Source organism: Streptomyces sp. NBC_01237 (assembly GCF_035917275.1).
Classification (GTDB): Bacteria; Actinomycetota; Actinomycetes; order Streptomycetales; family Streptomycetaceae; genus Streptomyces.
Genome location: NZ_CP108508.1, coordinates 7,574,962 through 7,600,791 on the forward strand (window position 1 = coordinate 7,574,962; position 25,830 = coordinate 7,600,791).

The 25,830-nt window shown below is 72.5% G+C and carries 15 protein-coding genes; 10 read left to right on the forward strand and 5 right to left on the reverse strand.

The window, feature by feature from the left end:
• Positions 1-75 precede the first annotated feature (75 nt).
• The 4 genes from OG251_RS33575 (at position 76) to OG251_RS33590 (ending at position 4,635) form a co-directional block, all read left to right on the forward strand.
• Positions 76-1,245 carry a hypothetical protein gene (locus OG251_RS33575; protein WP_326680625.1) on the forward strand — a complete coding sequence of 390 codons (1,170 nt, stop codon included), beginning with the start codon at positions 76-78 and terminating at the stop codon, positions 1,243-1,245.
• A complete protein-coding gene (locus OG251_RS33580) occupies positions 1,242-2,387 on the forward strand; it encodes an effector-associated domain 2-containing protein (protein ID WP_326680626.1) in 1,146 nt (381 codons plus the stop codon). The genes OG251_RS33575 and OG251_RS33580 overlap by 4 nt, the downstream gene beginning before the upstream one ends.
• Before the next feature lie 101 nt (positions 2,388-2,488).
• Complete coding sequence (locus tag OG251_RS33585; protein ID WP_073719853.1) at positions 2,489-2,680, forward strand: aldo/keto reductase; 192 nt, start codon at positions 2,489-2,491, stop codon at positions 2,678-2,680.
• A gap of 62 nt (positions 2,681-2,742) precedes the next feature.
• On the forward strand, positions 2,743-4,635 hold the full coding sequence (locus OG251_RS33590; protein ID WP_326680627.1) for an HEXXH motif domain-containing protein: 1,893 nt from the start codon (positions 2,743-2,745) through the stop codon (positions 4,633-4,635).
• An 84-nt stretch (positions 4,636-4,719) separates the two neighbouring features.
• On the opposite strand, the gene OG251_RS33595 is transcribed toward OG251_RS33590, so the two are convergent.
• From OG251_RS33595 to OG251_RS33615, 5 genes are all read right to left on the reverse strand, one after another.
• Positions 4,720-6,699 carry a beta-galactosidase gene (locus tag OG251_RS33595; protein ID WP_326680628.1) on the reverse strand — a complete coding sequence of 660 codons (1,980 nt, stop codon included), beginning with the start codon at positions 6,697-6,699 and terminating at the stop codon, positions 4,720-4,722.
• 14 nt (positions 6,700-6,713) lie between these two features.
• Complete coding sequence (locus OG251_RS33600; protein ID WP_326680629.1) at positions 6,714-9,020, reverse strand: 1,4-beta-glucanase; 2,307 nt, start codon at positions 9,018-9,020, stop codon at positions 6,714-6,716.
• 151 nt (positions 9,021-9,171) lie between these two features.
• The gene (locus OG251_RS33605; RefSeq protein WP_326680630.1) at positions 9,172-10,152 is read right to left on the reverse strand and encodes a carbohydrate ABC transporter permease; all 981 of its coding nucleotides are present in this window, start codon (positions 10,150-10,152) and stop codon (positions 9,172-9,174) included.
• On the reverse strand, positions 10,149-11,213 hold the full coding sequence (locus OG251_RS33610; RefSeq protein ID WP_326680631.1) for an ABC transporter permease: 1,065 nt from the start codon (positions 11,211-11,213) through the stop codon (positions 10,149-10,151). The genes OG251_RS33605 and OG251_RS33610 overlap by 4 nt, the downstream gene beginning before the upstream one ends.
• Before the next feature lie 236 nt (positions 11,214-11,449).
• Entirely contained in the window at positions 11,450-13,168 is a 1,719-nt protein-coding gene (locus OG251_RS33615; protein ID WP_326680632.1) for an extracellular solute-binding protein, read from the reverse strand.
• A 644-nt stretch (positions 13,169-13,812) separates the two neighbouring features.
• Between OG251_RS33615 and OG251_RS33620 the strand changes: the two genes are divergently transcribed.
• The 6 genes from OG251_RS33620 to OG251_RS33645 all read left to right on the forward strand — a co-directional run bounded on the left by OG251_RS33620 (position 13,813) and on the right by OG251_RS33645 (position 25,785).
• The gene (locus tag OG251_RS33620) at positions 13,813-16,797 is read left to right on the forward strand and encodes a glycoside hydrolase family 3 C-terminal domain-containing protein (RefSeq protein ID WP_326680633.1); all 2,985 of its coding nucleotides are present in this window, start codon (positions 13,813-13,815) and stop codon (positions 16,795-16,797) included.
• Entirely contained in the window at positions 16,797-19,088 is a 2,292-nt protein-coding gene (yicI, locus tag OG251_RS33625; protein WP_326680634.1) for an alpha-xylosidase, read from the forward strand. Before OG251_RS33620 ends, yicI begins: the two co-directional genes overlap by 1 nt.
• A gap of 355 nt (positions 19,089-19,443) precedes the next feature.
• On the forward strand, positions 19,444-20,946 hold the full coding sequence (locus OG251_RS33630) for an aldehyde dehydrogenase family protein (RefSeq protein WP_326680635.1): 1,503 nt from the start codon (positions 19,444-19,446) through the stop codon (positions 20,944-20,946).
• A gap of 197 nt (positions 20,947-21,143) precedes the next feature.
• The gene (locus OG251_RS33635; RefSeq protein WP_326680636.1) at positions 21,144-22,718 is read left to right on the forward strand and encodes a GMC family oxidoreductase; all 1,575 of its coding nucleotides are present in this window, start codon (positions 21,144-21,146) and stop codon (positions 22,716-22,718) included.
• On the forward strand, positions 22,715-23,791 hold the full coding sequence (locus OG251_RS33640; RefSeq protein ID WP_326680637.1) for a quaternary amine ABC transporter ATP-binding protein: 1,077 nt from the start codon (positions 22,715-22,717) through the stop codon (positions 23,789-23,791). Before OG251_RS33635 ends, OG251_RS33640 begins: the two co-directional genes overlap by 4 nt.
• Positions 23,791-25,785, forward strand: a complete 1,995-nt coding sequence (locus OG251_RS33645) for an ABC transporter permease (protein ID WP_326680638.1) — start codon at positions 23,791-23,793, stop codon at positions 25,783-25,785. The genes OG251_RS33640 and OG251_RS33645 overlap by 1 nt, the downstream gene beginning before the upstream one ends.
• Positions 25,786-25,830 lie beyond the last annotated feature (45 nt).

The window sequence follows — 25,830 nt, forward strand, 5'->3', positions numbered from 1 at the left end:
GTCCGACGGAGCGGTTCCGGCAGCGACCATGACCGACGGAGCGGTTCCGGTAACCATGACCAACGGGGTGAACACATGACCACGGTGCTCTTCGTCCACGGCACAGGGGTGCGCGAACCGCACCTCACCGGCCTGTTCGGCCGGATCACGGAAGGCCTCGCCGCGGTGGCCCCCGGGGTGCACACGGCCGCCTACCCCTGGGGCGACCGGTACGGCGCCACGCTCGCGGCGGGCGGTGCGAGCATCCCGTCCGGTCCGGGCACCGGGACCGGCCGGAGCGCCGAGGGCCCCGGTGAACCGGGCGACGAGGCCGACGGCTGGGCCCGGCTGTACGACGACCCCCGCTGCGAACTGGCCCTGGCCGCCGCGGGAGCCACCGCAAGGCTCACACCGCCCGGTGCCGCGTTCCCCGACGAGCGCCCCGGAGCCCTGCTCGCCGACCTGGCCGTACGCGGCGAGGAACAGGCCGAACGGCTCGGTCCCGGACTCGCGCGGGCGGCCGCCGACCTGGCGCGCAGCCCCCTGCTCGCCCCCGCGGCCGAGGCGCTGGATGCCGAGGCGCTGGCCTGGGTACTGGCCCGCTCGTTGGCGGCCACCGTCATCGCGGCGGCCGTCGACACCGACGAACCGCTCCAGGTCACCGGGGACACCAGGGACGCCGCCGTCGGGGCACTCGCCGTCCGGCTCGGCGCCGCTCCGGCGGGAACCGGCCGCGGCCCGGTGCTCGGCCTGCTCGGCAAGCCCTTCGTACGCCTGGGGTCCCGCTACGCCGTCCGGCGGCGCCGGGCGCTCACCGACGCCGCCCACCCGGCCGCCGGAGACATTCTCATGTACCTGGCCAGGGGCGAGCGGGCGCGCCAGGGGCTGCGCGATCTCGTCGCCGCCACCGACCCCCCGGTGGTCCTGCTGGGCCACAGCCTCGGCGGCATCATCGCCCTGGACACGCTGATATCGGGCCCGCTGCCCGGTGTGGAACTTCTGGTGACCGTGGGCTCGCAGGGACCGTTCCTGTACGAGACGGGCGCACTGCCCACGCTCGCGCACCCCGACCCGCTGCCCGCACACGTTCCCGACTGGCTGAATCTCTACGACCGCAGGGATCTGCTCGGGTACGCGGCCGAACCGCTCTTCCCCGGCCGCGCCCACGACATCGCCACCGACAGCCGGCAGCCCTTCCCCGTCGCGCACAGCGCCTACTGGACCGATCCCGCCGTCTACCGCGCGATCGGGGAACGGCTCCCGTGAAACAGGAACGGATCGCCCCGCACCGGGTCGTCGCCCTGGTGGTCGGCATCGAGCGGTACGCGGCCGGGGACGGCTGGAACCTGCCGGGACCGGTCAGGGACGCCCTGCGCTTCCGCGACTGGCTGCTGGCCCGCGGCGTGCCGCCCGGCAATGTCCTGCTGCATCTGGCGCCGCTGGAGGGCGGGACCCCGGACGTCCCCCACCGCCCGGCCGACCACAACTCCCTGCGCAGCGCCTTCGTCACCGACATCCCCGCCCGCGGTGGTGACGCGCTGTGGGTATGGTGGGGCGGACACGGGGTGCTGGACAAGGACGAACACCTGCGGCTCTACACCGCCGACGCCACCGTGCCCGACCGGCGCAACATCGATGTCGAGTCGGCCCGCACCACCCTCAGAAGCGACGCGGTCACCGGCTTCGGGCGGCAGACCTGGATGGTCGACGCCTGCCAGACGTTCGACGAGCGCCACCACTTCCCGCACTCGCTGCCGGACGAACGCCTTCCGGCGGGGCAGCGGGTCCAGGCCCACGAGCAGGTCCTGATGTTCGCGGCCACCCGGGGGCAGCGGGCGGCCAACGATCCCGAGCGCCGGACCGGGGTGTTCTCGGACATCGTGCTGGGCGAACTCCCCGACGACGATCCGGTGCCCGACCCCGACGTCCTCTTCGACGCGGTACGGGCCAGGCTGGAAACCCTCCGGGCGGGGGGCCGCACCGACCAGGAGCCGACGCTCCTGCTCCACCGGCCCGGCCGTACCGAGAGCGGCCCGGCGCCCGACCGGACCCCGGAAGCCCCACGGGTCCCGCCGCCGGCTCCTGCCCCTTCGCCCACTCCCGCGCAGTCGCCCGCCCGGTCGCTCGCCCGGCTCATCGAGGCGCTGCTGGCCTACCCGCTGATGAACGACCGCGACGAACGGCAGGCTCTGGTCAACGAGTTGCCCGCACGCGTCGTCGAGCGGATGCCCCGGCACTCGATGCCGCGTACCGATGTCATCGGGATCGTACGGACGCTCAGGGCGCATCCGGACAGACTGGGAGAACTGTTCGACGCGGTGACCCTGTTCGACGTCGATCCGGTGCGTGCCGCCGAACTCGGGCATGCCATACAGGAGTTGATCGCCTCCCAGGGGGCAGGAAAATGATCGACCGGCGTGATCACACGGGTTTCCGGAAGGGGTCCCGTTCGTCATGATGGAGTAAACGGTGGCATCGTGTGCCACCGCTCGCGAAGGGGGAGCGCGCCTTGTACGAGCCGGTATCCGCCGACCGCACCACCGACCATGTCGAGAGCGATGTCCTGGACCTGGCGGCCGTGAGCGTCGCCGATCTGCGTCGTCTTCCGGCCCCTGACCCGGGCCCACGGCTGCTGGCGGAACTCCGGCGCGCCCGGGGCAACGCCATGGTCGGCGGTTCCGAACCAGGACGGGCCGAATAGCCGGGACGGACCCAGCAGGAGGACGCCGGGACAGGGAGCCACCGCCTACGACAGGGAGCGATGTGTACGCCCCGATCCGCATGCCCGGCCCGCTGTTCGACGAGATCGCCGCAGGCGGTGGCTCGCGCGAGGCCGTCGCGTTCCTGGTCGAGGGCGAGCGGACGCGACGCCTCCTGCTGCTGCGCGAACTCCTCGACCGGCTCGACGAACATCCCGGCATCCTGGGTCCCCTGGACGCGGCCGAGATCTGGCCCGTCCTGGAGAGGGCCGCCGCACGGGCACCGCGGCCCGTGGAACGGTTGCTGCTCAGCCCCCAGGTCGGCAGCTGGCTCGCCCACACCCTGCGCCGCCTGCACGGCACCGCGTCGGGGCCGCCGCTGTGGGCGGACGCCGGACAGCTCGCCGCGGTGGCCGCTACGGCGGCGCTGCTCGCCGGGACCGGCGCCGAGCTGACGCTTCCCGCGCGGGCGGCGACGCTCAGCCTCCCCACGCTGGGCCTCATCAGGCTGCCCCGGCCCCCGGCGGACGCCTTCCACCCGGTGCGCGTCTCGGTGTCCTCGGGCACGCTCACGGTGCGGCAGGAGAAGACGGGCCGGGCGACAAGCGCGGGGACGGGGGAGACGAGGGGCGGGGGGACGAGCGGGGGAACCGGCGGGCGCCAGGGAGACTTGGTCGTCGTGCGACCGCTCACCGACCCCGAATCCACCCACTGGCTTCCGGTGCACCGGCTCCCGGTGCACCCGCCCGCCCAGGCCGGGCCTCGCGCGGGCACCGGACCGCACCAGGTGCAGCTGGACGACATCGACCCGTACCGCGACCTGGACGAGCCGATCGCCCCCTCGCGCGTCGGTCCCGAGGAACTGAGCCGCTGGCAGGACCTCTTCCGGGACGCGCTGTCGGTCCTGCGCCGCGACGACGCGGAAGCCGGAGCGCTGCGCCCCGAGGAGATCAGCAGGATCGTCCCCTGGCACCCGCAGGACAGCGGCCGAAAGCTCCCCGTGCCCGCCGCCGGACTCAGTGCCTCCACCGGCGACGCGTTCGGCTCGATGGTGGTGGCCAGGCCCGGGAACGGACTGGCGCTCGCCGAGACCCTCGTCCACGAGTTCCAGCACAGCAAACTCGGCGCCCTGCTCCACCTCTTCCCGATGCTCGACGACGACCGCGACGAGCGGTACTACGCACCGTGGCGCTCCGACCCGAGGCATCTGCCGGGACTGCTCCACGGCGCCTACGCCTTCGTCGGCGTGGCCGGATTCTGGCGGGACCGGATGGGGGACAAGGCGGCCGACCCCGAGGAGCTGGCGCCCTTCCAGTTCGCGCTGCGCCGGCTCCAGACCCGTATGGTGCTGCGCACCCTCGCCACCCGGGCGCGCCTCACCGGCCCCGGGCGCCGCCTCGTCGCGGGGCTTACGCACACCGTCGACGGCTGGCTGCGCGAACCGGTGGACGGCGGAGCGGCGGAGCGGGCGGGAGCCGCCGCGGCCGGCCACCGCGTCGAGTGGCGGCTGCGCAATCTGCGGTGCCCGGAGAGCGAACGCACCGCGCTGCTCGCGGCGTTCGGCTCCGGGGACGTCCCCGTGTCCGTCCCCGGACAGCCGCCCCTGATCACTCCGGCGGCCGCGGACCGCGCGTACTGGCAGGACACCCGCGGCAGCCTCTACCTCCGCCCGCGTCCGGCACCCGGCGCGGCGGCCACCGCCGACGAACTGCTGACCGCGGGCGACGCGACAGCGGCGCGGGACCGGTACGAGGCCGGGGCGCGCGCCCGCGCGGGCGACCCGCACCCGATGGCGGGCTGGCTGCTCGCCCAGGCCGCACTGTGCCCCGGACACCGCCGGTTGCTCGCCCGGCCGGAGCGGTTCGCGGCGGTGGCGGGGGAGTACGACCCCGGAAGCTGGGACCGGATCGCGCGATGGCTGGCACGGACGGCACCGGCAAGCCGGACCTCACCCTGACCTCCGGGTGAGGGCACACGAAGCCGCCCGGGGCCGGGCGCACGGACCACTGCGGGGCTCGTCCCCCGGGTTCCGTTCCGTCGGTCACGGCGCGCCGGTCTCCTTGAGCACGGCGACGCCGTAGCGGCCCAGCTCCACCCGGCCCCCGGTCTTCGCGCCGGTCAGCAGATCGACGTACGCACCGGGCAGTTCCACCGTCACCGTGTCCCGGCCGTGGTGGAGCAGGAACAGCAGAGTGCCGCGGCGTACCGCCTCCACCCCCTCGGGCAGTCCGGACCGTACGGGCCGTACACCCGCGGCCGTCGCCGCCCGGCCGAGCAGGTCCCGCAGGGCCCGCGGCTCGGGCAGCGTCGACACGTACCAGGCGCCGCCCTTGCGCAGCACGGCGGGCAGCCCGTCCAGTTCACCGCCCACGTACGTGGCCAGGACCTCCCCGGTGCCGTCCGCCTCCAGTTCCTCGGACCAGAGCCCGCCCGTGAATCCGTCGCACTCCACGGTCGCGTCCGCCTCCAGGGGCCACCACTCGTGCACCGTACGCACACCGAACAGCTCCCGCAGCCTGCCGTCCATGCCGCCGGGCCTGATCCGGTCGTCGCCGTCGGCGATCCCCGTGAAGAACCCGCAGACCAGGGTTCCGCCGCCGCGCACATGGGCGAGAAGGTTGTCGACCGCCGCGTCCGTCAGGAGGTAGAGCTGCGGCACGACGACCATACGGTAGCCGCTCAGGTCCCCCTCGGGGTGGGCGAAGTCGGTGGCGGCGCCCTGCTCCCAGAGCGCCCGGTGCCAGGCCCGGACGACATCGGTGTACTCCAGGAGCGAGGACGGACGGCCCTCCTGCCCACCGGCCCACCACGCGTCCCAGTCGTGCAGGACCGCCACATCGGCCGACAGCTCCGTGCCCGACACCTCGGCGCCGATCAGGGCGAGTTCGGCACCGATGCGTGTGATCTCCCGGAAGGTGCGGCCGTGTTCACCCGCGTGCGTGAGCATCCCGGAGTGGAACTTCTCCGCTCCCTGCCGGGACTGCCGCCACTGGAAGTAGCAGACGGCATCCGCACCCCGGGCCACGGCCTGGAGCGACCACAGCCGGTTGAGGCCCGCCGGTTTGGGGTGGTTGACCCCACGCCAGTTGACCCGGCCCGCCGCCTGTTCCATCAGCATCCAGGGGCCCGCCGCCTGCGAGCGTGTCATGTCGGCGAGCATCGCGTTGTACTGGCCGCCCCGCGGGTCCTTGGGATCGGGATAGATGTCCACGGAGACGATGTCCTCGTGCCGGGACCACTCCCAGGCGTCCTGCCCGGCCCACAGAGGCATGAAGTTGGTGGTCACCGGGATGTGCGGAGTGTGCCGGGCGACGATGTCCCGTTCGGCGGTGTAGCACTCCAGCAGGGCGTCGGAGGTGAACCGTTTGAAGTCCAGCAGCTGCGCCGGATTGCGCAGGTACTGAGCCCGGCGCGGCGCCAGGATCTCCTCCCAGCTGTCGTAGCGCTGGCTCCAGAAGGCCGTGCCCCACGCCTCGTTGAGGGCGGCCGTGGTGCCGTACCGGGCGGCCAGCCACCGCCGGAAGTGCGCCGCGCTCGCGTCGCACCAGCAGTGTGTGCAGTACTCGTTGTTGATGTGCCACACGCCGAGCGCCGGATGGTCCGCGTACCGGGCCGCCAGGTCCTCGGTGAGCGCGGCGGCGTAGCGGCGGTACACGGGAGAGCTGGGGCAGAAGTGCTGCCGTGACCCGTACCAGACCACCGAGCCGTCCTCGGCCCGCGGCAGGGTCTCCGGGTACAGGGCGCCCAGCCACGGGGGCGGCGAGGCCGTCGGGGTGGCGAGCACGACGGTGATGCCGTGCGTGTCCATCAGGTGCATCAGCCGGTCGAGCCAGCCGAACTCCCGTGCTCCGGGGCGTGGTTCGATCTTCGCCCAGGAGAATACGCCGAGCGTGACGGAGTTGACACCCGCCTCCTCCATCAGCCGGGCGTCCTGCGCCCAGACCTCCTCGGGCCACTGTTCGGGGTTGTAGTCGCCGCCGAAGAGGACGCGGCCCCGGGTGGCGTCGTGCAGGTTCGGCATGGACTTCTCGTTCCTCACGCGGGGTCGGCGTACTGGATGCCGCGGCCGTTGGTGCCCAGATAGACGCGGCCGTGGACGCGGGGGTCGCCGGTGATCACCTCGCCGGTCCACCCCCATTGGTGGGCGTCGTCGTTGATCCGGACCCAGGTCGCTCCCGCGTCGTCCGAACGCAGCACCGCCACCCCGTCGTGGGTGGCGGCCACCCTGCCGGTCTGGAACACCGCCGGATAGCCGGCCGGGGTCCGCCGTCCCCGCTGCCCCCGTCGCCGCGCGGCCGGTGCCGCCCTGCCGAAGCCCAGTGCGTGCGACGCCTGGCAGCCCGCCACCGCGGTGAACGCCGCACCGCCGTCCGTCGAGCGGAACAGCCCGTCGTCCTTGGCCGACAGCCATAGATCGCCGCTCCGGCCCGGCGCTGCGGCGATCTTGAACTGAACGTCTCCGGAAGGGAGTTGCGAGGCGCCCCTGGTGAAGGTCGCCCCCGCGTCCGTGGAACGGAACACCGCGCCCGTGTCCGTGTCGTAGACGTAGAAGCGATCGGGATCGAGCGGGTCGGCGACCGGTGTGCCGCCCTTGGGGAAGGTCGGGACCTCGTGCCAGCTCGCGCCGCCGTCCGTGGAGCGGTGGGCTGCGTACTTCGTCCCGTCCCAGTGGATGAACGACCAGAGCAGGGTGGCCCCGTCCGCGCCGACGGCCACGGGGCCGGGGGCCGAGGCGGCGAGGGAGGGCTGGGCGGCGAAGGGCTGCCAGCTCGCGCCGCCGTCGTTCGAGAAGGCCCCGGCCCCGCCCGAACCGGACGGCCAGCCGGTCCGTACGACGTACGAGGGCTTCAGGGTGGCCAGCGCCAGGCCGGTCGCGGTGCCGAACACCGGGTTCGACGCCATGCCGCGCGACGGGGATGCGGTCAGCGAGTCGTGGCGCATCACGCCGATGTCTCCCAGTCCGCTGAGGAGCACGGCGCCGGAATCGGTGGGCGGGGCGATCAGCTGACGTACCGCGGACTCCTCGAGACCACGGATCTCGGGCGCCCAGCGCACCAGGTCGCGCGTCCCGAAGACGGTCGCGCCGGTGCCGAACACCAGATGCCGGGAGTCGTACGGGTCGATGGCGACGGACTGGATCCACCAGCCGAACTTCGCCGCTGCCTCGCCCCACCGCAGATACGGGGTCTCCGCCACATCGACGACCGCCGTGTCCTTGAGCGAGGTCCAGTGCACCCCGTGGTCCGTCGTGCGGAACAGGGTGTCGACGGCACCCCAGCGGTTGTTGGTGGAGACGACGACCGTCCCGGGGAGCCGCGCGTCGACGGCCACCCCGCCGTAGCCGAAGGCGTCGCCGCCGCCCGGCGTGACGGGCGTGACGTCGGTCCAGGTGCCGTTCACCGTGTCGAGGCGGTGCACGGAGCCGTCGGTCTGGTTGTTGGGTCCGGGGCCGCTCGCGTACGTCACGTACAGCGCCCGCGATCCGGCGTCGTAGGCGCCCCGGACGGGGAACCCCGTCGCCGCCGGGCCGTTGGACGGCTGCCCGGGGACGGCCTCCCAGCCTCCCGAGGAGTCCGTACGGTAGAGGGCGCTCCCGCCGTCGCCCCAGCCCGCGTACACCGTGCGGCCCGCCGCGACGAGCAGCGTGACGCCCTGACCGCTCGCCGAGGGGACGGCCGGGAAGCCGGTCGCGGCGGCCCAGGTGGCACCCCGGTCGGCGGAGCGCAGCAGCCCGTCGTGCCGGGTGCCGAGCCACAGCGTCTCGCTGTCGCGCGGGTCGACCAGGAGCCGTTCCCCGGCGCCCCGGCCGTCCTCGTTGGCACCGAGCCGTACCGTCAGATCCGAACGCGCCCAGGTGGCGCCCCGGTCCTCGGAGCGGAGCACCGCACCCGGCCCGGCCCAGGACTGGGCGTAGGTCCCGCACGCGAGATACAGCCGGTCCGGGAAGGCCGGGTCCACGGCGAGGGCCTCGATGCCGAGCAGGTTCCAGTCGTCCCAGCCGAGGTGATCGGTGAGCGCGGTCCAGCGGGCCTCGGCGTCGTCCCACCGGTAGGCGCCCCCGATGTCCGTACGGGCGTAGGCGAGATGCCGGACGGCCGGGTGGAACAGGAGGCCGGTCACGAAGCCGGTGCCGCCGATCGCCGCCGTACGCCAGCGGTGGACCTCGGCCCGCGCCCCCGGCGGCCGGGGGGCTGCCGCGGCGGGTGCGGCGGCGGGCAGCGCGCAGACCGTGGCGGCGACGGCCGCGGCCCCGGCGAGCACGGCTCGGCGGCCGGGCGCAGGCACGGGTCCGGCAGGCACGGGTCCGGCCGGGTCGGGCTGCGGGAGGGACGAAGCGCGCATGACGAGCACCTTCCGGTGGGGGAGTGGTGGGGTCGTACGGTGCGGGAGCCTTCGGGGTCGTACGGTGCGAAAGGGCGGGGAGGCGGTGTGGGCCGCGAGGGGGACATGGACCCTCCCGGACAGCCGGGGGCAGGGCCGGCCCGGACGGTGCTCAGCCCTTGACGGCGCCGGTGAGCATGCCTTTCTGGAAGTGCCTCTGGACGAACGGCGACAGCACGGCCACCGGGATCAGGGCGAGCACCATCACCGCCATCTGCACGGCGAGACTGTTGATCCGACCGCTGCTCACGGCCTGTCCCATCGCGCCCGGCGGCACCTGGTGCTGGAGCACCAGCTGGCGCAGGATCATCTGGAGCGGGTACTTCTCACTGTCCTGGATGTAGAGCATCGCGTTGAACCACTGGCTCCAGTAGCCGACCGCGTAGAAGAGGGAGATCACCGCGATCACCGCGCGGGACAGCGGCATGACGATCTGGAACAGGATGCGCCACTCGCCCGCCCCGTCGATCCGGGCCGCGTCGATGAGCTCGGGCGCGGTGTCCATGAAGAAGCCGCGCAGGACCAGGATGTTGAAGACGCTGACGGCGCTCGGCAGGATCATCGACCAGTAGCTGTCGCTCAGCCCGATACCGGTCACCAGGAGATACGTGGGGATGAGTCCGGCACCGAAGAACATCGTGGCCATCAGCGTCATCAGCAGCGGGCGGTGCGCGAACGAGTCCCGCCGGCTCAGCCCGTACGCGCACAGCACCGAGACCACCACGCTGAACGCCGTGCCGACCACCGTCAGTCCGATGCTCACCAGGGCCGCCCGGGTGACCGCGCCGCCGCTCAGCAGCTCCGTGTAGGCGACGAAGGTGATGCTCTCGGGCCAGACGACCAGGCCGCCCGCCTCGTTGACGGCCCGGGTGTCCGACAGGCTGGTGACGACCACCACCCAGAGAGGGACGAGGACCATCGCGCAGATCGCGACGAGCCCGAAGCCCTTGAGGGCGAGGCCCGCCTTCGTGGGTTCCTCCTCCCACACGGGGCGCGGCTCGACGCGCAGCGCGCGCCGGAGGGGGGAGTCGCCGCGCCGCGGCGGGGACGGCTGCCGGTGCTCCGTCACTTCCGGTTCCAGGAGATTCGTCATTTCTTGGAGTACACCCCCTGCTCACCCAGCATGTGGGCGGCCTTGTTGGCGCCCAGCACCATGACGACGCTGAACAGCCCCTTGAAGATCCCGGCCGCGGCGGCATAGCCGAAGTCGCCGGTCTTGATGCCCGTCCACCAGATGTAGGTGTCGAGGATCTCGGCGGCGCCGGGACCGACCTGGTCGCGCTGGAGCAGGATCTGTTCGAAGTCGAGATTGAGCGCGCTGCCCACCCGCAGGACGAGCAGCAGAGCGATGACGGGCCGCAGCGCGGGAAGTGTGACATGCCACATGCGACGCCACCGTCCCGCGCCGTCGACCGCGGCGGCCTCGTAGAGATCGGTGTTGACGGCCGCGAGCGCGGCGAGGAAGACGATCACTCCCCAGCCCGCGTCCTTCCACACCGACTGCGCGGTGACGAGGAACTTGAAGAACCCCGGATCGGTCATCAGGTCGAAGCCCTCGTGGCCGCGCTCGCGCAGCCACTGGGCGACCAGCCCCGCGCCGCCGAACATCTGCTGGAACACGGTGACGACGAGGACCCAGGAGAAGAAGTGCGGCAGATAGACGATGGCCTGCACCCACGCCCGGACCCGGGCGCTCATCACGCTGTTCAGCAACAGTGCGACGGCGATCGGGACGGGGAAGAAGAGGATCAGCTGGGTCAGAAAGATGACCAGGGTGTTGAGCAGGACCTGCCAGAAGCGGTAGTCGTCGAAGATCCGGGCGAAGTTGTCGAAGCCGACGAACGGGCTGCCGGTGATGCCGAGGTCGTAGACGTCGTATTCCTGGAAGGCCACGACATTGCCGAGCAGCGGTATGTAGGTGAAGACCAGCAGCAGCGCGAGGGCGGGCACGGTCATCAGGATCAGAGTGCGGTCCCGGCGGAATCGCAGCCCGCGCGTGATGCCGCCGGCCGCGGGAGCGGGCGGGGCCGGGGACGGCGGCGGCGCGGGGTCGCCCGGCGCGCGGCGCGGCCCCGCGCCGGGTGCCGGTCCGCTGCCGTCCGGCCCGTCGGCCGTCCGGTCCGTGTCGGTCGCTGCCGCGGCCCGTGGCTTCACCGTGTGCTCCCCATGTCGTGCTGCTCCGCCCCGGCCACCGCGCTGCCCCGCGTGCCCGGCGGCCTGTCTCTCTCGTACGTACGGGTCGTGCGTGCGCCCGTACGGCTCGTGCGTGCGGGTGGTGCGCCCTGCCGTACGCGTCGTACGTGCGGGTGGTGCGTCCTGCCGTGCGGGTCGTGTGCGCTGCCGTGCGGGTCGCGCGCCTGCCGCACGTGTCGCGCGCCGCCCGTACGGGATCAGTTGCCGGAGCCGTCCTTGTCGAGAATGTCCTGGTACCAGCCGCGCAGCTTGTCGCCGCCGCTCTGCTTCCAGGTCGTCACGGCCGCTTCGAGGTCGCCGACCTTCTTGCGCCCGCGCCGGATGTCCTTCTGGAGGTCGTCGAAGGGTGTGTAGAGCGAGGCGTACCGCTGGGGTTCGACGATCTGCATCCCGAAGAACATCGGCTTCTTCACGTGCGGGGCCTGGCGGGCCATCCAGCCCGCGTACTCCTTCACCAGCCCCGGCTCGTCCGGGAAGGCGACGGTGTGCGGAGGCGACGCGAGAAACAGGAACGTGGAGGGCTGGGCCTCCTGGATGCCCTGTTCGGTGAAGGTCGGCACGCCGTCCTCGACGGTGTGGTGGGTGCCCGCGACCCCGTAGTTGGTGAGCATGAACTCCTGGGTGCCGTACGGCGCCGCCGCGTAGTCGGCGATGGCGAGCAGCTCCTCGATCCTCGCCTTCGGCAGCTTCTTGCTGAGGAAGGTGAAGATCGAGGCCGGGTCGTCCTGCCACAGCACGGGCGCCCCGCCGTCGTGGCCGAAGAAGTCGAGTGCCCGCATGTCGAACTTCGGGTTGGCGGTGGCCTGTTCGGTGACCATGCCCTTCCAGCCGCCGGTGCCGTCGTTGTACATCACGGTGTGGCCGCCGGTGAAACGGATCTTGGCGTCGGCGTCCTTGTTGGCCTCGGCGTCCGGGTGGACGTATCCGCCGTCGTGGAGCTTGCGGGCGAAGGCGAGTGCCTCCCGGTACTCCGGCGTCTCGATCTTGTGGACGAGCTTTCCGCCCTCCAGCCTCCAGTAGTGCGGGGCGTCGGGCAGCAGGCCGAAGATCTTCTGGATGCAGGTCCAGAGGTCGTCGAAGGCCCAGACCTTGCTCCTGGCGGATGTGTACTCCTTGCCGAAGGCCAGCAGTTCGTCGGCGCCGGCGGGCAGGGCGCCGGAGCCGGTCAGGTCCTTGCGGTAGAAGATCGCGTTGCCGAGGACCGGCGAGGGCATGGGCAGCCCGCGTACCTTGCCGCCGAACACGGAGTACTGCCAGGCGCCGGTGGGGATGTTCGCCAGGTTCGGGTACTTCTTGATGGCGTCGCCCGCCAGATACGGGCTCAGGTCGGCGAACTTCGCGGTGATCGCGTTGCGGATCTGGCCCTGCATGTTCCAGCCGGGGATGGTCATGGCGTCGGGGATGTCCGAACCGGCGAGGACCGCGCCGATCTTGTCCTGATAGGTGTTGCCGTCCTGCGGGTCGAAGCTCAGCGTCGCGCCGACCGCCTTGTTCACGGCCGTGTAGTACGCGTTGTCCTTCTTCGGGACCGAGCCCCACAGCGGGGTCATGACGCGGAACCGCGAGCCCTTGCCGGGGACCGACGGCACCGACCTCACCAGCGGGTCGGGAAGCCTGGTGAAGCCGGGGCTGGAGCCGTTCACGCCCGCCACGTCGGGCTGGACCAGGTTCGACGGGACGTAGCTCGGCAGGATCTTCCTGAGCGCCCTGCCCGTCGTCGTCCCCTCCTTGTTCCCGGAGCCCGCACCGGATCCGCCGCAGGCGGCGAGCAGCGGCACGCCGCCCGCCGCGGCGACCGCGGCGACGGCGCCCGATGCGAGGAAACGCCGCCGGCTCGGGGCGGGTGATCCGGGAGCGGCCGAGGCCGCGGGGGCCACAGGGGCTCCGGGGGCTCCGGGGGAGGAATTCGGCGTCATTGCGTCAACCCTTCATGGCGCACCAGGACGACACCCGGCGGGCGACCGCCGATCGGCTCCTGTGTCTGAGGTGGGGCGTAACTGGTCGAACCCGCCGAGGCGCAGCGGTTCGACAAGGCGGTGGCACAATCTGCCGCCGGCTGCGGAGAACTGAGCGTGGATCAAAAGAGCGATCAAAAGAGCGATCAAAAGAGCGATCAAGAGGGCGGATCACGGGGCGGATCAAGAAGGACCGGGGTGGACCGAGGTGGACCGGGGTGGACCGAGAGTGCGGGACACCCCCTCCAAGGCACTTCCGAGGCGCTGTCGAGCTTCGCCGAAGCGGGTGCGACGCACTGTCGAAGCGCTTCGATGTTGCAGCGAGGTTAAGTGAAGGGGTCCGGCCGCACAAGAGCCGGTTCGCAGATTCCTCGGAGCTGTTCCGCGCCACCCGCCCGGGTGTCAGGAACCGTGCGTGCAAGCCGCCTTGGCGGCGGGAGCCGTTCACGAAGAGTGCGAGCCGGGTTCCCCGCAGGCATGGCATGTCGCGCCCTTGACACCCGCCAGGTCGGGAACGGAGCATCGAAGCGCTTCGAAGCCTTTTCTCGTGACTCCGCGGTTCGGCGGAGTGCCCAGACCTCCCACCTCTCCAAGGGGACCCGCACGTGACGGACCATTTGCTGCCCTTTCGCGATCCGCGGCTGCCCTTCGACCTGCGCGTCGACGATCTCCTCGGGCGGCTCACGCCCGAGGAGCGGATCGCGATGCTGCACCAGTTCGCCCCCGCGGTCGAGCGGCTGGGCCTCGCGGCGTTCCGCACCGGACAGGAGGCGCTGCACGGAGTCGCCTGGATGGGCGCCGCCACCGTCTTCCCGCAGGCCGTCGGCCTCGGCGCGACCTGGAACGGCGAACTGGTCCGCCGCATCGGCGAAGCCGTCGGAAACGAGGTGCGGGCCAAGCGGGCCCAGGACGACAGGGTCGGCCTCAACGTCTGGGCCCCGACGGTGAATCTGTTGCGCCATCCCCTGTGGGGCCGCGGCGAGGAGGGCTACTCCGAGGACCCCGCCCTCACCTCCGCCATCGCCATCGCCTACACCCGCGGACTGCGCGGCGATGACCCCACGTACTGGCGGACGGCCCCGGTTCTCAAGCACTGGCTCGCCCACAACAACGAGACCGACCGCGACACGGCCTCCTCCTCGGTCCGCCCGCGCGTCCTGCACGAGTACGACCTGCGGGCGTTCCGCGACACCGTGCGGGCCGGAGCGGTGGCCGGGATCATGCCCGCGTACAACCTCGTCAACGGCCGCCCCAACCACGTCTCCCCGCTCCTCTCCCAGCAGCTGCGCCGCTGGACCGACCGGCCGCTCGTCGTCTGCTCGGACGCCGGTGCGCCCTCCAACCTGGTCGACTCCGAGCACTACTTCGACACCCACGAGGAAGCCACCGCCGCCTCGCTCAGGGCCGGGGTCGACAGCTTCACCGACCACGGACAGGACCCGACGGTCATCACCGGACGCCTCCGCGACGCGCTCGCCGAGGGCTTGATCGACCCGGGCGACATCGACACGGCGGTACGCCGGCTGCTCGCCCTGCGCTTCTCGCTCGGCGAGTTCGACCCCGGCCTGGACCCGTACGCCGAAGGCGCCCCGCTGGACACGCCCGCGCACCGGGCCCTGGCCCGGGAGGCCGCCGAACAGGCCGTCGTGCTGCTCAGGAACGACGGCCTGCTGCCCCTCGCCCCGGCGGCCGGACGGACCGTCGCGGTCGTCGGCCTCCTCGCCGACGCCTGCAAGCTCGACTGGTACAGCGGCACGCTCATGCACCGCTCGACCCCGCTCGACGCGCTGCGGGAGCGCTACGGAGCGGACAGCGTCCGGTACGCGGAAGGCGCCGACCGGGTCCTGCTGAAGTGCGCCGGAGGCTATCTCCAGGTCCCCGAAACCCCCGAAACCCTCGGAGCTCCTGGCCGCGACGGCCCGCTGCCCGCCGCCGAAGGCGCCCTCGATCCCGCACTGTCGGCGGGCCGCACCGACCTGCCACCGCTGACCCGCGGCGATACGGGCACGGAGCTGGCGCTCGTCGACTGGGGCGACGGCGTCCTCACCCTGCGGACGGCCGGTGGACGGTATCTGTCGGTCGCCGAGGACGGGTTCGTACGTGCGTCGGCGGACGAACCCGGCGGGTGGGTCGTCCAGGAGACCTTCCGGCTGGAGGCGGTGGAGGCGGTGGAGGCGGTGGAGGCGGTCGAGGCGGCCGGGGCGGCCGGAGGATTCGGAGGAGGCGGGGCGGCTGCGGGGCACGACGGAGGTCATCGCCTTCTGCATATCGGGACAGGTGGGTACGTGTCTGTCGCCGCCGACGGCGCGAAGGTTGCCGAAGAAGGGGAGACAGTTCCGGCCCGCCGGGGCACGGTCTTCGCGGTCGAGACCGTCGAGCGCGGCGAGGACGCCGTCGCCCGGGTCGCGGCGGCGGCCGACACGGTGATCGTCGTCGCCGGGAACGACCCGCACATCAACGGCCGCGAGACCGAGGACCGCACCACGCTCGCCCTGCCGCCCCAGCAGGACCGGCTCTGGCGCGCGGCCCACGCGGCGAACCCGCGCACGGTCCTCGTCCTGACCTCCGCCTACCCGTACGCCGTCCCCGACGCGGTGGCCGCCCTGCCCGCCATGCTGTGGACCGCGCACGGCGGCCAGGCGGCCGGTACCGCACTCGCCCGGACCCTCGCCGGGGACGTCTCCCCGGCCGGGCGGCTCCCGCAGACGTGGTACGCACGGGACGCCGACCTCCCCGCACTGCTGGACTACGACATCATCGGCTCACGGCAGACCTACCTCTACTTCGACGGCACCCCGCTCCACCCGTTCGGCCACGGGCTCTCGTACACCGCGTTCGGCTACACCGACCTGGCCGCCGTGGTCGAGGACGACGGGCTGCGGGTGGGGCTGACCGTCACCAACACCGGCCCGGTCGCCTCCGACGAGGTCGCCCAGCTCTACGTACGGCGCGCGGAGCCGTCCGCCGTGCCGCTGCCGCTGCCGCTGCGCAAGCTGGTCGGCCACCGCAGGCTGCACCTCACGCCCGGTGCGCGGACCCGCGTCGAATTCCTCGTACCCGTGGCCGAGCTCGGACACTGGGACGTGGCGCACGGCCGCTGGAGCGTCGAGCCGGGAGCGTACGAACTCCTGGCCGGGGCCTCCAGCGCGGACATCAGGCTGACCGCCGCCATCGTCATCGACGGCGAACCGTCCGGGCCCCGGCCCGTCCTGCGCCGCGGACTCGAAGCGGCCGACTACGACGAGCAGGGGTCCACCCGGATCACCGACCGCGCAAGGACGGACGGCGACGCGGTCACCCCCGACGCGGATCACGGCCGACTCCTCTACCGGCAGTGCGACTTCGGGGCGGGTGTGGGCACGGTGACCGTGTCGGCATCCGGTGCCGGGGCCGTGGAACTGCTCGTGGAGGGCGAGTCCGCCGTGTCCGTCGACGTCCCGGCCACCGAAGGGCGCTACGACTACCGCACCGTCGAGGCGCCACTGAGGGCCGACGGGGTACGGGACCTCCGGGTCGCCCTGCACGGCCGGGTGCGCCTGGCCCGGCTCGCCTTCACCCCGCTCACCGCCGTCCCCGGCAAGGAGTCCTGATGAAGTTCACCGACGGCTTCTGGCTCATGCGTGAGGGCGTCCGCGCCTCCTACGCCACCGAGATCCGTGATCTGCGCCTCGAAGCCGACCGGTTCACCGCGTACGCCGCGGTCAAACGGGTCGCCCGGCGCGGCGACACCCTCAACACCCCGCTGATCACCGTCGAATGCTTCTCCCCGGCCGAGGGCGTCATCGGCGTACGCGCCACTCATCACGCGGGAAAGAGGCGGCGCGGACCGGAGTTCGACGTGCGTCCGGACCTCTCCCGCACCGCGCGCACCCGTGTGGACGGCACGGTCACCGAACTGACCAGCGGGCCCCTGACGCTGCGGATGGACGGCGACGGGCCGTGGGGCATGACGTTCCTCGACGGCGATGGGCGCCGCCTCACCGGCGCCGACGCCCTGGGCACGGCCTTCGCGACCACCCCCGACGGCGCCCATCACATGCTCGCCCAACTCGCCCTGGGCGTAGGTGAGAACGTCTACGGGCTCGGTGAGCGCTTCACCCCGTTCGTCAAGAACGGCCAGACCGTGGACATCTGGCAGGCGGACGGCGGCACCAGCAGTGAACAGGCCTACAAGAACGTCCCGTTCTATCTCTCCTCGCGCGGCTACGGCGTCTTCGTCAACCACCCCGGAAAGGTCTCCTTCGAGATCGGCTCCGAGTCGGTCGGGCAGGTGCAGTTCAGCGTCGAGGACCAGACACTGGAGTACTACGTCGTCGCCGGGCCGACCCCCAAGGACGTCCTCGCCCGCTACACCGCACTCACCGGCCGGCCCGCCCTGCCGCCGGCCTGGTCGTTCGGGCTCTGGCTGACCACCTCGTTCTGCACCTCGTACGACGAGGAGACCGTCACCTCGTTCGTCGACGGCATGGCCGAGCGCGGCATCCCCCTCACCGTCTTCCACTTCGACTGCTTCTGGATGCGCGAGTACCAGTGGTCGGACTTCGCGTGGGACCCGGAGGTGTTCCCCGACCCCCAGGGGATGCTGGCCCGGCTCAAGGAGCGCGGACTGCGCATCAGTATGTGGATCAACCCCTACATCGCCCAGAAGTCCGCCCTGTTCGCGGAGGCGGCGGCACTCGGCCACCTGGTGCGACGGCCGGACGGAGACATCTGGCAGTGGGACCTGTGGCAGCCCGGCATGGCACTGGTCGACTTCACCAGCCCCGCCGCCCGCTCCTGGTACAACGACAAGCTCCGGGTGCTGCTGGAGCAGGGAGTGGACTGCTTCAAGACGGACTTCGGCGAACGGGTGCCCACGGACGTGGTGTGGCACGACGGCTCCGATCCGGAGCGGATGCACAACTACTACGCGCAGCTCTACAACCGCACGGTCTTCGAGCTCCTGGAGAAGGAGCGCGGCAGCGGAGAGGCGGTGCTCTTCGCCCGGTCGGCGACGGCCGGCGGCCAGCAGTTCCCGGTGCACTGGGGCGGCGACTGCTTCGCCTCCTTCACCGCGATGGCGGAATCACTGCGCGGCGGCCTGTCGCTCGGGCTGTCCGGCTTCGGCTTCTGGAGCCATGACATCGGCGGCTTCGAGGGCACCCCCGACCCGGCGGTCTTCAAACGGTGGCTCGCCTTCGGTCTGTTGTCCTCGCACAGCCGCCTGCACGGCAATGTGTCCTACCGGGTGCCGTGGGCGTTCGGCGAGGAAGCGGTCGACGTGGCACGGCAGTTCACCGTGCTCAAGCACCGGCTCATGCCCTATCTGTACGGTGCGGCGGCCGAGGCCCACCGCACCGGCATCCCCGTGATGCGCCCGATGCTGCTCGAATTCCCCGAGGACCCGACGGCCCGCACCCTGGACCGCCAGTACATGCTGGGCCCCGATCTGCTGGTCGCCCCGGTCTTCTCGGCGGACGGCGAGGTGGAGTACTACGTCCCCGAAGGGACCTGGACCTCGCTGCTGACCGGTGAGCGGATCACCGGACCGGTCTGGCGCCACGAGACCCATGGCTTCGACAGCCTGCCCCTGCTGGTCAGGCCGGGAGCCGTCCTGCCCTGGGGCGCGGACGGTCAACGCCCGGACGGGGACTGGCCGGACGGGATCACCCTGCGGGTGTACGGAGACGGGCGGGGTCCCGGTTCCGAGGCCCCTGCCGGTGAAAGGGCGCTCACCGTCCTGGATCTGACGGGCAGTCCGGCAGCCGTCTACCGCGTCGTGCGCGAAGGGGACCACGTACGCGTGAGCGCGGAGGGGACGGAACTGCCGTACCGCGTGATCGTGGAGGACACGGGCGCGACGGGCGAGGGGGCGGGTTCCGGGACGATCCGCGTCGGCTGAGGCCCCGCCCGGCCGTCGGGCGCCGGCCGCCGCCCGACCCGGCCCGCCGCCGCCTCCCCACCGGGGGGCGGGGGCGGGGCCGATGTCCGTGTCCGCACCGGGGAGCGGGGCGGGCCGATGTCCGTGTCCGGGGCCGGGGCCGTGTCCGGGGCCGCAGTGGCGGGCCGGCGATGAGGTCCGGCGCCGTCCGGTTGCCCGAAGTGAGGCATGTCACCCAGGGTGAAGATCCGGGCATACATTCCGCCGTACCGGGGAGGGGTCCAGGCTGCTGGTGCGGCCGCACTCCGGTCCACCGCGCAGAACGCTCCCGGCCGAACCGGCGGGGGCATTTCGGGCACGGAAGGCAGAACACGACATGTCGGCGCTCAGCACCATCCACATCGACGGCGTCTGGCGGGCCGCCGGGTCCGGCGCGACCCGCGAGATCCTCGACCCCGCCGACGCCACCGTCCTCGCGGTCGTCGCCGAGGGCGACGTCACGGACACCGACGCCGCCGTCGCCGCCGCGCGCCGCGCCTTCGACGACGGCCCGTGGCCGCACAGGCCCGTCGCCGAGCGTGCCGGGCTGCTCCGCCGCGTCGCCGGCCTGCTCCAGCGCGACCGCGAGGAGATCGCGCTCACCGAGAGCCGCGACACCGGCAAGACCCTCGAAGAGGGCCGCGTCGACGTCGACGACGTGACCAACGCCTTCCGTTACTTCGCCGACCTCGTCATGAACGAGAGCGGCGGCCGGGTCGTCGACGCGGGCGACCCCGACGTCCACAGCATCGTCGTGCACGAGCCGGTCGGTGTCTGCGCCCTGATCGCCCCCTGGAACTACCCGCTCCTCCAGGCCAGCTGGAAGATCGCCCCGGCGCTCGCCGCGGGCAACACCTTCGTGCTCAAGCCCAGCGAGGTCACGCCGCTCTCCACCGTCCACCTGATCCGGCTGCTCTCCGAGGCCGGGCTGCCCGACGGCGCGGCCAATCTCGTCACCGGTGCGGGCGACCCGGTCGGGGCCCGGCTCTCGGAGCATCCGGACGTGGACCTGGTCTCCTTCACCGGCGGCCTGGCCAGCGGCACCAAGGTCGCGCAGGCCGCCGCGCCCACCGTGAAGAAGGTCGCCCTGGAGCTCGGCGGCAAGAACCCCAACGTGGTGTTCGCCGACGCCTGCGCCACCGAGGACGGCTTCGACACCGCCGTCGACCAGGCCCTGAACGCCGCGTTCTTCCACAGCGGGCAGGTCTGCTCGGCCGGGGCCCGGCTCATCGTCGAGGAGTCCGTCAGCGAGCGCTTCGTCACCGAACTGGCCCGCCGCGCCGACGCGATCCGGCTCGGCCGGGGCACCGAGGCGGGTGTCGAGTGCGGCCCGCTCGTCTCCGCGCAGCAGCTCGCCAAGGTCGAGGCGTACGTCGCCTCCGCCCGTGCGGAGGGCGCGGTCGTCCGCTCCGGCGGCGCCCGCCCCGAGCCCTCCGCGCAGCGGCCGGCCGGCGGCTACTTCTACCGCCCGACCGTGCTGGACGGCTGCCACCGGGAGATGCGGGTCGTCCGCGAGGAGACCTTCGGCCCGATCCTCACGGTCGAGACGTTCCGTACCGAGGAGGAGGCCGTCACCCTGGCCAACGACACGGACTACGGCCTCGCCGGCGCCGTCTGGACCACGGACGGGGGCCGCGCCCGTCGCGTGGCGGGGCGGCTGCGCCACGGCACCGTATGGATCAACGACTACCACCCCTATCTCCCGCAGGCCGAATGGGGCGGCTTCGGCAAGTCCGGTACGGGGCGCGAGCTGGGCCCCACCGGTCTCGCGGAGTACCGGGAGTCCAAGCACATCTACCAGAACCTCAACCCGCGTCCGCAGCGCTGGTTCGCCGGCTGATTCCGCCCGCCTGCTCGGAGCAGAAGCAGAAGCAGAAGCCGCAACAGAGAAGCCGCAACAGAGAAGCCGCAGGAGCAGTACGCCCGCGCGCTCACGCTCGTACGCGTGGCCGCGCCCGCTCGCACGTTCACGTCCGCTCGCCCTCTCGCTCGCACGCACGTTCACGTACGCACTTTGCAGAAGGAGCAGTGAAGCCGATGCCCCCGTCCCCCCACCGCACCGCACTCCCCGAACCTGTCGACTACGTGATCGTCGGCGGCGGCACCGCCGGTTCGGTCATCGCCTCCCGCCTCACCGAGGACCCCGGCGTCACCGTCACGGTCATCGAGGGCGGCCCCACGGACATCGGCCGCGACGACGTGCTCACGCTGCGCCGCTGGCTCGGCCTCCTCGGCGGCGACCTCGACTACGACTACCCCACCACCGAACAGCCGCGCGGCAACTCCCACATACGCCACAGCCGGGCCCGGGTGCTCGGCGGCTGCTCCTCCCACAACACGCTGATCAGCTTCAGACCGCTGCCCGGCGACTGGGACGAGTGGGCCGAGGCGGGCGCCGACGGCTGGGACGCGGCCGCGATGGACCCGTACTTCGCCAGACTGCGCAACAACATCGTGCCCGTCGACGAGAAGGACCGTAACGCCATCGCCCGCGACTTCGTCGACGCGGCGCGGACCGCGGCCGGAGTCCCGCGCGTCGACAGCTTCAACCGCGAGCCGTTCCACGAGGGCGTCGGCTTCTTCGACCTGGCCTACCACCCGGAGGACAACAAGCGCTCCTCCGCCTCCGTCGCCTACCTCCACCCGCACATCGAGGCCGGTGACCGCCCCAACCTCTCGATCCTGCTGGAGACCTGGGCGTACCGCCTGGAATTCGACGGCACGCGCGCCACGGGAGTGCACGTCCGGACGAAGGACGGCGAGGAGGTCCTGCTGCGCGCCACGCGCGAAGTCCTGGTCTGCGCGGGCGCGGTGGACACCCCGCGGCTGCTGCTGCACTCCGGGATCGGGCCGCGCGAGGACCTGGAACGGCTCGGCATTCCCGTCGTCCACGACCTGCCCGGCGTCGGCGAGAACCTGCTCGACCACCCCGAGTCGGTCATCGTCTGGGAGACCGACGGTCCCATCCCCGAGAACTCCGCGATGGACTCGGACGCGGGGCTCTTCGTCCGCCGCGCCCCCGAATCCCGGGGCCCGGACCTGATGTTCCACTTCTACCAGATCCCGTTCACCGACAACCCGGAGCGGATCGGCTACGAGAAGCCCGAGCACGGTGTGTCGATGACCCCGAACGTCCCCAAACCGCGCAGCCGCGGCCGCCTCTACCTCACCAGCCCCGATCCCGAGGTCAAACCCGCCCTGGACTTCCGCTACTTCACCGACGAGGACGACCACGACGGCCGCACCCTGGTCGACGGCATCAAGCTGGCCCGCGAGATAGCGAGGACCGAACCGCTCGCGCACTGGCTCAAGCGCGAGGTGTGCCCCGGTCCGGACATCACGTCGGACGAGGACATCAGCGCGTACGCCCGAAAGGTCGCGCACACCGTCTACCACCCGGCGGGCACCTGCCGGATGGGTGCCCCCGGGGACCCGGCGGCCGTTGTCGATCCCCAGCTGCGCGTCCGGGGACTCGACGGCATCCGGATCGCGGATGCCTCCGTCTTCCCGACCATGCCCGCGGTGAACCCGATGATCGGAGTCCTGATGGTGGGCGAGAAGTGCGCCGAACTGCTCACGGCCGAGGTCCCGGCCGGAGGCGAGGGCCGATGACCGGAGCCGATACCCCCGTCTTCGCCGTCCGGAACCTGTGGAAGGTGTTCGGCCCCGGGGCCGAACGGATCCCCGGCGGCGCGTACGCCGACCTGCCCGCCGCCGAACTGCGCGAGCGCACCGGCTGCACCGCCGCCGTGCGCGACGTCTCCTTCGACGTCCGCAAGGGAGAGGTCTTCGTCGTGATGGGCCTGTCGGGCTCCGGCAAGTCGACCCTCGTACGCTGCCTCACCCGGCTGATCGAGCCCACCGGCGGCACGGTCGCCATCGACGGCGAGGACGTCCTCGCGATGGACCGCGCCCGGCTGCGCGAACTGCGCCGCCACCGGGCCGCGATGGTCTTCCAGCACTTCGGACTGCTGCCGCACCGCACGGTCCTCGACAATGTCGCCTACGGACTGGAGATCCAGGGCCTGGGCCGGGCCGAACGCCGGGCCAGGGCGGCGGAACTCGTCGCGAAGGTCGGGCTGGCCGGGCTGGAGGACCGCCGTCCCGCACAGCTCTCCGGCGGCCAGCAGCAGCGCGTCGGGCTGGCACGGGCGCTCGCCGTCGACCCGTCCGTCCTCCTCTTCGACGAACCGTTCAGCGCGCTCGACCCGCTGATCCGCCGCGAGATGCAGGACGAAGTGGTCAGGCTCCACCGCGAGGAGGGCCGCACGATGGTGTTCATCACCCATGACCTCGGCGAGGCGCTGCGCCTGGGGACCCGGATCGCCCTGATGCGCGACGGCGGCATCGTGCAGCTCGGCACCCCCGAGGAGATCGTCGGATCGCCCGCCGACGACTATGTGCGCGCGTTCGTCCGCGATGTGCCGCGCGAGCAGGTCCTCACCGTCGCCACCGCCATGCGGCCCCCGGCCGCCGGAGAGAGCGAACGCGGCCCGGCCCTGCGCCCCGACGCCACCGTCTCCCAGGCCATCGAAGCGGTGGCCCGCTCCGGCGACCCGGCGGCCCGTGTCATGGACAGGGGCCGACTGGTCGGCATCGTCGACCACGCGTGCCTGCTCGACGTCGTCGCGGGGACCGGGTCCCGCGGGGGAGCCGAGGACGGGCCGCACGGGGTGACCGCCTGATGGCCACCGCCCGAGCCGTCTCCACGCCCACCTCCGGCCCGGCGTCCGGCAGTCCGCGCCGGGGGCCGGTGGCCGCGCTGCGCGGCCGGCCCGCCCTCGTCAAGCTCCTGCTGCTCGCGGTGATCGCCGCCGTCGCCGTCCCGGTCGTCCACGCCCGCTGGGGCGGGGGAATGTGGCCCCAGGCGCTGACCGTCGACCTGTCGGCGCCGCTCGGCGACGTGACCGCGTGGATCGTGGCCAACCGCGACAGCCATCCGCTGTTCCTCTACTTCTTCGGCCACATCAGCAACGCGGTCGTCATCTCCGTGCGCGCCGTCTACCTCCTCCTGCTGGCCCTCGGCTGGGCGGGCGTCACCGCCCTCGCCGCCGTTGTCGCGTGGCGCGCGGCCGGTGTCCGGCTCGCGCTGACGGCGGCGGTGTCGTTCCTCGTGTGCGGGCTGCTGGGCATGTGGGTGCCGACCATGCAGACGCTCGCGCTGATGGTCGTCGCGGTTCTCGCCTCCGTCGCGCTCGGCCTGCTCCTCGGGCTCGCCGCCGGGCTCTCGGACCGCACGTTCCGGGTGCTGCGCCCCGTACTCGACACGATGCAGGTGCTGCCCGCCTTCGCCTATCTGCTGCCCGTGGTGCTCGTCTTCGGCATCGGTGTGCCCGGAGCCGTCCTCGCCACCGTCGTGTACGCGGCTCCGCCGATGGCCCGGCTCACCGCGCTCGGGCTGCGCGGTGCCGACCGGGGGGTCATGGAAGCGGTGGCCTCGCTCGGCGCGACCGGCCGACAGCGCCTGCTGACCGCCCGGCTGCCGTTGGCCCGCAAGGAACTCCTGCTCGGCCTCAACCAGACGATCATGATGGCCCTGTCCATGGCCGTCATCGCCTCCGTCATCGGTGCCGGGGGTCTCGGCGACCGTGTCTACCAGGCGCTGTCCTCGGTCGATGTGGGAGCCGCCCTCGCGGCGGGCATCCCGATCGTGCTGCTGGCCGTCGTCCTGGACCGTACGACCGAGGCGGCCGGACGGCGGATCGGCGGCTCGCCCGCCGGCCCCGCCGCCCTGCGGGGCCGGCGCGGCTGGGCCCTGGCCGCCGTGATCGCGGCGGCCGCCGCCGCGGCGGGCCGGTCGGCCGGCGGCCGGGTCTGGCCCGAGAGCGCGACCGTGGCCATCGCCCAACCGGTCAACACCGCCAAGGACTGGATGGTCGACCACCTCTACACCGGTGTGCCCGTCGTCGGCGGCACCGCCGACTGGGCCGCCCACTTCACCGACGGGATACTCAACCCGCTGCGCGACGGGCTCCAGGGCCTGCCCTGGTGGTCGGTGCTGCTGATCGTCGCGGCCCTCGCCTGGACCATCGGCACCTGGCGCACGGCGGCCACCGCCGTACTGGCCATGGCGGCCATCGGCGTCCTCGGTGTCTGGGAACCGTCGATGGACACGCTCAGCCAGGTCATCGCCGCCGTGGCGGTCACCCTCGTGCTGGGCTTCGCGATCGCCGTCGCGGCGGCCCGGAGCGAGCGCCTGGAGCGGCTGCTGCGACCGGTCCTGGACGTCTTCCAGACGATGCCGCAGTTCGTGTACCTGATCCCCGTCGTCGCGCTGTTCGGCGTCGGCCGCGCCCCCGCCGCCGCGGCGGCCGTCGTCTACGCGCTGCCCGCCGTCGTCCGCATCACCACCCAGGGGCTGCGGGGCGTCGACCCCGCCGCGATGGAGTGCGCCCGCTCGCTCGGCGCGACGAGCGGCCAGCAGCTGCGCCAGGTCCAACTGCCCCTGGCCCGGCCCGCACTGCTGCTCGCCGTCAACCAGGGCGTCGTGCTGGTCCTCGCGGTGGTCATCATCGGCGGCCTCGTCGGATCGGGCGCGCTCGGCTACCAGGTGGTGCTCGGCCTCGGTCAGGGCGACCTGGCCACCGGGCTCGTCGCGGGAGCCGCGATCGTCTGCCTCGGCCTGATGCTCGACCGGGTCACCCAGCCCACCATCCGCCGCCAGCGACAGGAGAGCTGAGATGACGCGCACCCCTGCCCCCGCCCCCGGCGGTGCCCGGCGCCG